Source organism: uncultured Microbacterium sp. (assembly GCF_913776565.1).
GTDB lineage: Bacteria > Actinomycetota > Actinomycetes > Actinomycetales > Microbacteriaceae > Microbacterium.
In genome coordinates this window covers 1-10,754 of record NZ_CAJYPF010000208.1, presented here as the reverse complement: position 1 = coordinate 10,754, position 10,754 = coordinate 1, and the positions used below count along the sequence as shown (strand labels likewise).

9 protein-coding genes and 1 pseudogene are annotated in these 10,754 nt (G+C 71.5%); 3 read left to right on the top strand and 7 right to left on the bottom strand.

All coding sequences use genetic code 11. From position 1 onward, the window contains the following. Together QZ433_RS11760 and QZ433_RS11755 are read right to left on the bottom strand one after the other, a co-directional pair. A pseudogene (locus tag QZ433_RS11760) lies at window positions 1–215 on the bottom strand (ATPase); the annotation flags it as partial. Continuing rightward, a complete protein-coding gene (locus QZ433_RS11755) occupies window positions 212–928 on the bottom strand; it encodes an L-ribulose-5-phosphate 4-epimerase (protein WP_295783632.1) in 717 nt (238 codons plus the stop codon). The pseudogene QZ433_RS11760 and the gene QZ433_RS11755, both read right to left, overlap by 4 nt. Before the next feature lie 240 nt (window positions 929–1,168). On the opposite strand from QZ433_RS11755, the gene QZ433_RS11750 reads away from it, so the two are divergent. Further along, window positions 1,169–1,723: an AAA family ATPase gene (locus tag QZ433_RS11750; protein WP_295783628.1), complete on the top strand. Its 555-nt coding sequence runs from the start codon at window positions 1,169–1,171 to the stop codon at window positions 1,721–1,723. 613 nt (window positions 1,724–2,336) lie between these two features. Here the strand turns inward: QZ433_RS11750 and QZ433_RS11745 are convergent. Continuing rightward, window positions 2,337–3,305: a LacI family DNA-binding transcriptional regulator gene (locus tag QZ433_RS11745; protein WP_295783625.1), complete on the bottom strand. Its 969-nt coding sequence runs from the start codon at window positions 3,303–3,305 to the stop codon at window positions 2,337–2,339. A 142-nt stretch (window positions 3,306–3,447) separates the two neighbouring features. Between QZ433_RS11745 and QZ433_RS11740 the strand changes: the two genes are divergently transcribed. Further along, window positions 3,448–4,470 carry an ATP-dependent 6-phosphofructokinase gene (locus QZ433_RS11740; RefSeq protein ID WP_295783622.1) on the top strand — a complete coding sequence of 341 codons (1,023 nt, stop codon included), beginning with the start codon at window positions 3,448–3,450 and terminating at the stop codon, window positions 4,468–4,470. A gap of 143 nt (window positions 4,471–4,613) precedes the next feature. Here the strand turns inward: QZ433_RS11740 and QZ433_RS11735 are convergent, their stop codons facing one another. Both QZ433_RS11735 and QZ433_RS11730 read right to left on the bottom strand, forming a co-directional pair. Next, on the bottom strand, window positions 4,614–6,008 hold the full coding sequence (locus QZ433_RS11735) for a 2-oxo acid dehydrogenase subunit E2 (RefSeq protein WP_295783619.1): 1,395 nt from the start codon (window positions 6,006–6,008) through the stop codon (window positions 4,614–4,616). Window positions 6,009–6,033: 25 nt separating this feature from the next. Continuing rightward, window positions 6,034–8,208 carry a thiamine pyrophosphate-dependent enzyme gene (locus tag QZ433_RS11730; RefSeq protein ID WP_295783616.1) on the bottom strand — a complete coding sequence of 725 codons (2,175 nt, stop codon included), beginning with the start codon at window positions 8,206–8,208 and terminating at the stop codon, window positions 6,034–6,036. A 219-nt stretch (window positions 8,209–8,427) separates the two neighbouring features. On the opposite strand from QZ433_RS11730, the gene QZ433_RS11725 reads away from it, so the two are divergent. Continuing rightward, window positions 8,428–9,165, top strand: coding sequence for a GntR family transcriptional regulator (locus QZ433_RS11725; protein WP_295783613.1), 738 nt, complete (start codon window positions 8,428–8,430; stop codon window positions 9,163–9,165). Window positions 9,166–9,231: 66 nt separating this feature from the next. On the opposite strand, the gene QZ433_RS11720 is transcribed toward QZ433_RS11725, so the two are convergent. After that, on the bottom strand, window positions 9,232–10,005 hold the full coding sequence (locus QZ433_RS11720; protein WP_295783611.1) for an HAD-IA family hydrolase: 774 nt from the start codon (window positions 10,003–10,005) through the stop codon (window positions 9,232–9,234). Continuing rightward, the coding region (locus tag QZ433_RS11715) for a class II fructose-bisphosphate aldolase (RefSeq protein ID WP_295783609.1) at window positions 10,002–10,754 on the bottom strand (753 nt) is incomplete at its 5' end. The genes QZ433_RS11720 and QZ433_RS11715, both read right to left, overlap by 4 nt.

The window sequence follows — 10,754 nt, the reverse complement described above, 5'->3', positions numbered from 1 at the left end:
CGGACGTTCTCGACCAGCTCGGCATAGGCGGCCTGCAGGCCCGACCAGACGGCATCCAGCGAATAGGTCCACAGCTTGTCGGCGTAGACGTTCTCCCACTCGTGGGAGCCGGTGGCGAGGACCTCGGCGTCGGGTCCGATGAGGCAGGCCTTGATGCGGGTGGAGCCGAGTTCGATGCCGAGGCTCGCCCGGCCTTCGGTGATGTGCGCGTTCATCGACGGTCGTCCGTGCTCTGTCCGTAGACGTTCTGGTAGCGGTTGTAGAGGGCGTCGATCCGGTCCTGCGGGATCGGCACGAGGGGGCCGGCCTCGCGGGCGTAGTGCACGGTGCGCGCCGCGTCCTCGCACATGACGGCGGCCTTGACCGCGTCCTTCGCGCTGACGCCGATCGTGAACGGGCCGTGGTTCTGCATGAGCACTGCACGGCTGCGGTGTCCGCTCAGGGTCTCGACGATGCCGCGACCGATCGAGTCGTCGCCGATGATCGCGAACGGACCGACGGGGATGGGACCGCCGAACTCGTCGGCCATGCCGGTGATGACGCAGGGGATCTCCTCACCGCGCGCCGCCCACGCCACGGCGAAGGTCGAGTGCGTGTGGACGACGCCGCCGACCTCGGGCATGTGGCGGTACACGTAGGCGTGCGCCGCCGTGTCGCTGGAGGGGCTGCGCTCGGAGCCGGGTGCGCCGGGGATGGCGTTGCCGTCGAGGTCGCACAGGATCATGTTCTCGGGCGCGAGGTCGTCGTACGAGACGCCGGACGGCTTGATCACGAACAGGTCGGCCCCGGGGACGCGGCCCGAGACGTTGCCGCCGGTCCAGATCACGAGGTTGTAGCGCACGAGCTCGGCGTGCAGTCTCGCGACGTCGGCGCGGACGGCGTCGATGGCCTCCTGCACCTCGGGCGCGAACGTGGCGGCAGCGGACACGCGGTCTCCTTCGACGGGGTCGGGTGGCGGGGCGAGCGCCCTCGATGCGCAATGTTACCGGTAACATCGCGCTTCCGCGAGGGCGCCTTTCGCGGGGATGCCGCCTTGCCCGCGCCGAGATCACACGATCGGCGCGAGATGACGTGCCGCGGCACGGCCGGACCGTGTGACCTCGCGCCGATCGTGTGATCTCGAGGCGCCGTCACGCCGGGCGGCGAGCGCGCGACCTACGATGTGCGGATGCTGCGCGCCACCGACCCGCTCCCCGCGCGGCCGCGTCGCGTCGTGGTCGCGGGCGTCTCCGGCGTGGGGAAGACGACCCTGGCGGCGCGGATCTCCGAGGTGCTCGGCATCCCGCACACCGAGATCGACGCGCTGTTCCACGGTCCCGACTGGACGCCTCGACCCGAGTTCGTCGACGACGTGCACCGCCTCGTCGCCGGTGAGGCGTGGGTGACCGAGTGGCAGTACTCCGCGGCGCGACCACTGCTGACCGCACGCGCCGAGCTGCTCGTCTGGCTCGACCTGCCGTTCGCGACCGTCACGCTCCCCCGCGTCGTCGCGCGGACCGTCCGCCGGCGCCTTCGCCGCGAGCACCTCTGGAACGGCAACGTCGAGCCCCCGCTGCGAACGTTCTTCACCGACCCCGAGCACATCGTGCGGTGGTCGATCTCCACCTGCGGCACATACCGCGAGCGCGTTCCCGCACAGGATGCCACCCTCCCCGTCGTACGGCTGCGCACCGCCGGCGAGGTGGAGAGGTGGCTCGCCGGTCCGCTCCGCGCCGCACGCTGAGGCGGGCGGGCGCCGCCGTGCGGTGCGGGGGCGCCGGGGCGCGGCACCGCCGCGCGGCGCGGGGCGTTCTGCGGCGCGGGGCGTGCGAAACTCCGGAGTTTTTGGCCCGGCGGACGGGTTCGGCCGCTTGGGGAGGCGGATTCGGGCCCTTTTTCCGGAGTTCGGCACGCGCCGCCGCCGCTCCAGCACCGCGCGCCTCGCGCCTCGCGCACGCGACCGCGACCGCGACCGCGCACGCGACCGCGCCCGCCCTACCGGCCTCCCGCGCCGCGCCGCGCGGCGCGGGCGTGCGAAACTCCTGATCATCCGACCCTCCGGACGGGTTCGGCCGGGGTTGGCCGGCGGATCCGGGCGCTTTCTCCGGAGTTTCGCACGGCCCGGCGCCGCGACAGCCCCGAGCGCGCGCGAGCCCATGCCCACGGCCCGGCGCCGCGACAGCCCCGAGCACGCGCGAGCCCATGCCCACGTCTGGCCCCGCCGCCGCGACAGCCCCGAGCGCGCGCGAGCCCATGCCCGCGGCACCGCCCGCCGCAGCACCGGCACCACCCACCGCAGCACCGGCCCCGCGCCCCGCGCCCCGGAGCCCGCGCCGCGCGCCGGAGCCCACCCGGCGTCAGGCCGGCGGGGCGGTGGAGTCCCGGACCACCAGCACGGGAGCCGCCGGCGCGACGACCGCGTCGCCCAGCACCGCGGCCACGGCGTACGCCGCTTCCCCCTCGACATCGAGGCGGACCGTCGTGAGCGACGGCGTGTAGAACGCGGCATCCGGATTGTCGTCGAAACCCGCGACCGAGACGTCCGCCGGCACTCGCAGGCCTCGGGACACGAGACCGGCCGTGAGACCGAGGGCCATCTGATCGTTGGCGACCGCGACGGCCGTGGCCCCCGCCGCGAGGCCGGCGGCGACCGCCTCGGCCGCCGCGGCCCCCGAGGCGGCGCTCCAATCCCCCTCGAACCGGTCCGCGTGTTCGAGGCCGCGGCGATCCACGGCGTCGGCGACGCCGGCCGTACGCGCGAGGGCCTCGCGCCAGTCCGACGGGCCTGCCACCTCGACGATGCGTCGGTGTCCGAGGTCGGCGAGATGATCGACGACGAGCGCGGCGGCGTCGCGCTGGCGACTCCCGGACTCGCCGTACAACGGCACGATCGGCACGTCGTACCCCTCGAGGGGGGTGGCTCCGTGCGCGGCGACGAGCACGATCCCGTCGACCCCCTGATCCAGGAGGTGGCGCACGGCGGCGTCGATGTCGGCGGGGTCGTCCGAGTCGGTGTAGGCGGTCGAGATCCACCGACCGCGCGCCCGCGCGGCCCGCTCGAGGGCGGCGATCCCCGCGGCCGGTCCATGCAGGACGGCATCGGATGCCACGACCCCGACCGTCCGCGTCAGGCTCGTGCCGAGTGCGCGCGCGGCGTTGTTCACGCGATAGTCGAGGGCGGCGACCGCGTCGAGCACGCGCTCCCTGGTCGCCTCGCGGATGCCCGGGTATCCGTTCAGCACGCGCGAGACCGTCTGCGCCGACACCCCGGCTGCGACGGCGACCTCGCGTACGCCGATGCGCTTGCCGCCGCTGTCGCCGCTCATGAGGACTCACAGTAGCGGCGACACCGCCCCGGCTATCTCGCTATACTTGTATATACAAGTTAGACCGTCGACGATGACGGCGGAAAGGAAACGACATGGACGTCGCCACCTCCCTCCCCACCCGCCCGCAGCGGAACCGCCCATGCGCATCGGGCTCCTGACCAGCGGGGGCGACTGCCCCGGTCTCAACGCCGTCATCCGCGGGGCGGTGCTGCGCGGATTCGCCGCCGGCGATCACTCGTTCGTCGGCTTCCTGGGCGGATGGCGCGGGGCGACGACGGGCGAGCATGTCGTCCTGGACCGGCCGCGCATCCGCGGGATCGCCAAGCACGGGGGCACCATCCTCGGTTCGACGCGCTTCAATCCCTTCGACAACGGCGGCATCGAACGAGTCCGCAGCAACTTCGCCGCCCTGGGAGTGGACGCGCTGATCGCCATCGGCGGCGAGGGGACCCTCGCCGCCGCGCAGCGCCTCGCCGACGGCGGAATCCGCATCGTCGGTGTGCCGAAGACCATCGACAACGATCTCAACGGCACGGACTACACCTTCGGCTTCGACACCGCCGTGCAGATCGCGACCGAGGCGATGGACCGACTCCGCACCACCGGCGACTCGCACGGACGCTGCATGGTCGCCGAGGTCATGGGCCGCCACGCGGGCTGGATCGCCCTGCATTCCGGCATGGCCGCCGGCGCCCACGCGATCCTCATCCCCGAACGCCGCACCACGATGACCGAGATCACCGCGTGGATCACCGACGCCCGAGCCCGCGGAAAGGCGCCGCTCGTCGTCGTGGCCGAGGGGTTCATCCCCGATCAGGCAGACGACCCGCACTCGGAACGCGGACTCGACGCCTTCGGGCGGCCCCGACTGGGGGGGATCGGCGAGCGCCTCGCCCCGCTGATCGAGGCCGCGACCGGCATCGAGACCCGCGCCACCACTCTCGGGCACATCCAACGCGGCGGAACCCCCTCGGCGTTCGACCGCGTGCTCGCGACCCGCATGGGCATGGCCGCCACCGAGGCGGTGCTCCGCGGCGACACCGGCCGCATGATCTCTCTGCGCGGCACCGAGCTGACCACCGTCCCCTTCGCCGAGGCGCTCGACGAGCTCAAGACCGTCCCCGCCGAGCGCTACGCCGAGGCCGAGGTGCTCTTCGGTTGAGGAGGGATGCCGCGAGGGCCCTGGATCGTCGGATCCGGGGCCCTTCCGGCATCCGTTCGACGGGGAGCGGCACCGGCTCCGCCTTCCCGCACACGCCGCGAGGCCCCGGACCGTCATGGACCCGGGGCCTCGCAGCGTCTGCGTCAGAGCAGGATCTGCAGCGGATTCTCGATGAGCGTCGCGAGACGGTCGAGCCAGCGTGCCGCGATCGCACCGTCCACCGGACGGTGATCCACCGACAGGGTGACGGTCACGACCGTGGCCGCTTCGAGGGCGCCGTCGGGCCCGACCACGGGGCGCGCCGTCGCCGCACCGACGGCGAGGATCGCCGCCTGCGGCGGGTTGATGATCGCCGCGAACTCGTCGACGCCGAACATCCCGAGGTTCGAGATCGACAGCGTCCCGCCCTCGAGTTCGGACTGCTGCAACCGGCCCTGGTTGGCCCGGGCGACGGCATCCTTGATCTGCGCCGACAGCGTCGCGAGCGACATCGTCTCGATGTCGCGGAAGGTGGGCGTCACCAGGCCCTTCTCGCTCGCCACCGCGACCGAGATGTCGGCGGTGTCGAAGCCGACGACCGCGTCGTCGGTCCAGATGACGTTCATCTCGGGAACGTCGACGAGCGCACGGGCCGCGGCCTTCACGAAGAAGTCGTTCACCGACACCCGGGCGGTGGCCCCCTCGTTGAGCTGGGAACGCAGCGCGAGCAGCGCATCGACGCGGAGGTGGCGCGTGAGGTAGAAGTGCGGAGCGGTGCGCTTGCTCTCCTGCAGGCGATTGGCGATCAGACGCCGCAGCTTCGTGTGGGGGGTGGCCGTCCCGCCCGCCGGCACCGTCGCGGGGGCGGCGGGCGCGGCGGCGGGCGTCGCCGCAGGGGCGGCGGGCGTCGCGGCCGGAGCTGCGACCGCGGCGGACGCTGCGGCCTCGACATCGGCGCGCACGATGCGGCCGCGCGGCCCCGACCCGGTGACGCTCGACAGATCCACGCCCCGATCGGCCGCCACGCGGCGCGCGAGCGGGCTCGCGAAGATCCGGCCGGACCCGCCGGCGGAGGCGGGGACCTCGGCCGTCGCGATCGCCGCAGGCGCATCGGCCGGCGCGGCGACGGGAGCGGCCAGGTCCTCGGCCGCCTGCTCCACGGCGCCGGCGTCCGGGGCCGCGGGCACCTCGCGGGGGGCCGCCGACGGCGCCGAAGCCGAGCCGCTCGACGCCGCCGGGTCGGGGACGGTGGAGGGCGGCTCGTCTACCGCTCCCCCACCGAGTCGGGCGAGCAGATCCTCCGCCTCGGCCGGGTCCTCGCCGGGGGCGATGAGCACGGCGATCGGGTCGCCCACCGCGACCATCGAGCCGGATTCCGCCACGAGGGCGTAGATGACGCTCTCTTCGTCGATCTCGATGTCGACGACGGCCTTCTCGGTCTCGACCGAGGCGACGGTGTCGCCGGCCGCGACGGTGTCGCCCTTCTCGACCGTCCAGAATTCGAGGGCGGCGGCGTCGGAATCCGCCGAGACGCCGGGCATGCGCAGGTATCGAGCCATGTCAGTAGTCCTCTCGCACGCCGGGTCAGACGATCGCCGTCAGCGCGGCGACGATGTCGTCGGTGGTGGCCAGGGCGGCAGCCTCGAGCACCTTCGAGATGCTCGGCGACGATTCCGCCCCCGTCACGCGTTCGATCGGGGCGTCGAGCCAGTCGAAGTAGCGACGCTGGATCTCATCGGCCAGCCACGCACCGTACGAGGTTCCCTCGGACCCCTGCTCGACGATCACGACCCGGTTGGTCTTCTGGATCGAGGCGCCGATCGTGTCCCAGTCGACGCTGGCCTTGTCGAGCCACCGCAGGTCGATCACCTCGCCGTCGACGCCCGCCTTCTCGACCGCCTCGACGGCGCGGTGCACCATCGAGAGGTAGCTGATGACGGTGACCTGCGCGCCCTCGCGGCGGACGGCCGCCTTGCCGAACGGCAGGCAGTAGTCGAGATCCTTGGGCGCCTCGCCCATCGACTTGTAGAGGTCGGCGTCGTGCTCGAGGACGGCGACCGGGTCCTTCAACCGCATGGCCGTGTTGATCAGCCCGACGTAGTCCAGCGGCGACGAGGGCGCGATGATGCGCCATCCCACCGACGTGGCGAGGATGCCCGCCGGATCCATCGAGTGCTGCGAGCCGTATCCGGTGTTCGTGCCGATCTTGATGCGCAGCAGCAGCGGCATGTCGTGGTCGCCGCCGAACATGTGCCGGGCCTTGCCGATCTGGTTGAACAGCTGGTCGGCGGCGACCCACAGGAAGTCCGCGTACATGAGCTCGATCACGGGGTAGTACCGCCCGTCGAGGGCGAGTCCGCCGCCGAAGCCGGTGAAGGCGTTCTCGCTGATGGGGGTTCCGAGGGTGCGGTCGGGGAAGTCGTCGGCGAGGCCCTTGGTCGCTCCGCGCGACCCGCCGTTGAGGCGGTGCACGTCCTCACCGAGGACCACGATCGAGGGATCCTGCTCCATCCGCCGGTGCATGACCTCGGCGATGACGTCGACGAACTTCTTCTCCTCGAGCTCGTCGGCGGCGAAGTCGGCGTTGTGCTTGACGGCGACATCGTCGATCACGGGGATCTCACCGCGGATGCCGAGATTGATCGTCTCGGTCGAGGGCCACAGCTCCGCCCGCAGGCGCAGCTGCCCGGGCTTTCCGTTCGGATCGGCCTCGACGACGTCCGAACCGACGTCCTGCATGATCTTCTTCGCGCGGGTGCGCACGGACTGGGCCTCGTCCGCGCTCAGGATGCCACGGCGGACGAGGTGCGCCTCGACCAGCGCGATGGGGTCGCGGTCGCGCCAGCCCTTCTCCTCGTCCTTGGTGCGGTAACCGAAGGCCGAGCCCGGGAAGGGGCCGTTCTGGTGGAAGAACCGGTACGTGTCGGCCTCGACGATGGTGGGGCCGCCGCCGGAGCGCATGTGGTCGACGGCCTGCTGCATGGCGAGGTAGACGGCGAGGGTGTCCTGGCCGTCGACACGCCAGCTCGGGATGCCGAAGCCCAGGCCGCGGCCCGACAGCCGTGCCTCGCCAGTCGCCTCGGCGACGGTGGTGGACACCGCGTACTGGTTGTTCTCGATGAAGAAGCAGGTGGGCGTCTTCCATGCCGAGGCGAGGTTGAAGCTCTCGAGCACGGATCCGATGTTCACGGCGCCGTCGCCGAAGAAGGTCACGGCGACGTTGTCGGTGCCGGCGTGCTGGTCGGCCCACCCGAAGCCCACCGCGAAGGGCACCGCCCCGCCGACGATCGCGTTGGTGCCCATGGCACCGGCCTCGGTCCACTGCAGGTGCATCGACCCGCCGCGTCCTTTGCAGTAGCCGTCGCGCAGGCCGGCGATCTCGGACAACGCCCGGTAGAGGACCTCGCGCACCTCGCCCGAGAAGTCCGCGGTGGCGTCGAAGCCGTTCGGCTGCACGTGACCGAGAGCTTTGGCGAGGAACTGGTGGTGCCCGCGGTGCGAACCGTTGACCTGGTCCGCGCTGACGAGGGGGAGGGCGGAGCCCACCGCCCCGCCCTCCTGTCCGATGGAGGAGTGAGCGGGACCGTTGATCAGCTTCTGGCCCGCCAGTTCGAGGACGTATTCCTCGAACGCGCGGATCAGGTGCAGCTGAACGAGCATCGTCTGCAGCAACGCCGGATCGGCGGCATCCCAGTCGGCCTCGGTCGTTCGCAGTTCGACCCACGGCGCCGCGGGCTCCAAGTTGATGGTCTGAGCCATGATCCTCATCCTCGATGAATCCTCCGGCGCCAGCGGGCCGGACCGACGTCGGGTCGAGGGCGTCGGATAGGCTTCAGCGAAGCCGAGCGGACGTCGTCGTACCCGTTGTAGAAATACAGTACACGTATATACAAGTTTAGACGAGTCAGATCCTCGGCGCACCGACGATCGGCGCTCGCGACTCGCGACACCGGGGCCGCGGACAGAAGGGACACGCCGATGACGGAGAAGCTGGATCGAGACTCGGCGACGCCGCTGTACATCCAACTCGCCGACGTCATCCGCGACAAGATCACCGGCGGCGAGTGGGTGCCGGATCAGAAGATCCCGTCCGAGAACGAGCTGAACCAGATCTACGGCATCAGCCGCATGACCGCGCGTCAGGTCCTTGCCCGCCTCGTCGACGAGGGCCTGCTGTTCCGCGTGCAGGGCAAGGGCACCTTCGTCTCGCGTCGCAAGATCAGCACGCGCTCCCCCTCGTACCAGGGCATCCGCGAGCAGCTGGAACAGCAGGGATACGCCACCACCACCGAGGTGCTGTCGAGCACCGTCGTCGACGCCGATACCCGCGTCGCGGCCGCCCTGTCGGTGGCCGAGGGCACGCCGGTGAACTCCATCCGGCGCCTCCGCCGCGTCGAGGGCAACCCCATCAGCCTCCACGAGTCGTTCGTTCCCCGCGCGCTGGCTCCCGAGATGCTCGAGCGAGACCTCGCGCACGAGCAGCTGTGCACCGTGCTCGACCGCGACTTCGGCCTGCGGATGTCGTCGATCTCGGAGTCGCTCGAGACCACGACCGCGTCGGCGGCGGTGGCGAAGCTGTTCGGCACGCGTTCGGGCACCCCCCTGCTGCTGCTCGAGCAGCGCATCGCGGCACCCGATGGAACGCCGTTCGAGTTCAGCCGCATCAGCTTCCGCGGCGACATGATCCGCCTCGAGTTCCACTACGACCTGTCCTGACGCCGGGCGCACGAAGAGGCCCCACTCGGCCGAGACGATCGAGGGGGCCCTTCCGGCGCGAACCGATCAGGAACGCGTCGCGAGGATCTGCTCCAGACCCTCGACGCCGATGACGCCGCGGGAGTCGCGGACGTCCTCACCCGCGCGCAGGGTCGCGGGGGTCCGTGCGTCGCCCACCACGTCGACGACCACGGATGCCGCGGGGAAGTCGTCGTCGGCGGTGAAGTGACTGACCGTCACCAGGTGCGACATTCCAGCCGCCGCAGCCGCGGCCGCACCGGATTGCGAGTCCTCGATCACGACGATCTCGTCGGGAGTGCGCCCGAGCGCTTCGGCCGCGAGCAGGTAGATGTCGGGAGCGGGCTTCTTGGCCGCGACGATGTCGCCGGCGAAGACGCCGGACATGCGCGCCCGCTGCGCGGGCCCCACGACCGAGGCGAGCACCGCCTCGACGCTCTTCTCGGCGGAGGTCGAGGCGCAGGCGACCTGCCACCCGGCATCCAGGGCCTCTCCGACGATCCGGGCGATCCCGGGGCGGCCGGGGAGAGCACCGCTCTCGACCAGCTCGACGTAGATCTCGGACTTGCGCGCGTGCGCGCGAACGATCAGCGCGTCGACCTCGTCGGGGCTCCCGAGGTCGATCTCGGGATGCTCCGCGAGGTAGGCCCGCATGCGTTCCTTGCCCCCGCCGATCCTCAGCAGGGGGCCGTACTCCTCGGCGCTCCAGTGGAACGGCATCCCGAGCTCTTCGAAGGTGCGGTTGAAGGCGACGAGGTGACCGTCGAGCTCTGTGTCGGCGAGGACGCCGTCGCAGTCGAGGATCAGCGCGCGATCCGTCATGCCGACACCGCCTGACGCGAACCGGAACGGAACAGGCCGACATGCTCGGAGACGACGCCCTCGACCGCGGCCCCGATCTGGTCGAACAGCTTCACCGGCTCCCATTTGCCGGTGCGCTCGGCCTCGGCGAGATGGTCGCGCGCGGAGTGCATGTAGGCGAGCTTGAGCGCGGTCGAGATGTTGATCTTGGACACGCCGGCGTCGATGAACCGGGCGAACTCCTCGCCCGACAGGCCCGTGCCACCGTGCAGGACGATAGGGACGTCGGTGAGGGCGGCCAGCGCCGCGACGCGGTCGAAGAGCAGCACGGGCGAGGCCTTGTACAGGCCGTGGGCCGTCCCCAAGGCGGGGGCGATGAGGTCGGTCCCGGTCTCGGCGGCCACCTCGACGAGCTGCTCGTCGGGGTAGAAGTGCACGTCCGGGTCGTCGGATCCCACGCCGTCCTCGACGCCGACGATGTTCTCGATCTCGCTCTCGACGTCGACGCCTGCGGCGTGGGCCTCTGCGGTGACCTCGGCAGTCTCGCGTCGCGCGACCTCGAAGGGGCGGTCCGACGCGTCGAACAGCACCGAGGACCAGCCGTGGGCGATCGTCTCGGTGATCACCGTGCGGTCGGGGCAGTGATCGAGATGCAGCGCCACGGGGACGCTCGCGGCGTCGGCGGCCGCGGCGGCGAGGCCGGACAGCACCGCGGCGCCGAAGTACTTCACGGTCTTCACCGAGGTCTGCAGGATGATCGGCGACCCGGC

What these genes read in the sequence shown, in the direction of transcription:
- QZ433_RS11750 (WP_295783628.1), top strand. Translation starts at nt 1,169, where the DNA reads ATGCTGCGCGCCACCGACCCGCTCCCCGCGCGGCCGCGTCGCGTCGTG.
- QZ433_RS11745 (WP_295783625.1), bottom strand. Translation starts at nt 3,305, where the DNA reads ATGAGCGGCGACAGCGGCGGCAAGCGCATCGGCGTACGCGAGGTCGCC.
- QZ433_RS11740 (WP_295783622.1), top strand. Translation starts at nt 3,448, where the DNA reads ATGCGCATCGGGCTCCTGACCAGCGGGGGCGACTGCCCCGGTCTCAAC.
- QZ433_RS11735 (WP_295783619.1), bottom strand. Translation starts at nt 6,008, where the DNA reads ATGGCTCGATACCTGCGCATGCCCGGCGTCTCGGCGGATTCCGACGCC.
- QZ433_RS11730 (WP_295783616.1), bottom strand. Translation starts at nt 8,208, where the DNA reads ATGGCTCAGACCATCAACTTGGAGCCCGCGGCGCCGTGGGTCGAACTG.
- QZ433_RS11725 (WP_295783613.1), top strand. Translation starts at nt 8,428, where the DNA reads ATGACGGAGAAGCTGGATCGAGACTCGGCGACGCCGCTGTACATCCAA.
- QZ433_RS11720 (WP_295783611.1), bottom strand. Translation starts at nt 10,005, where the DNA reads ATGACGGATCGCGCGCTGATCCTCGACTGCGACGGCGTCCTCGCCGAC.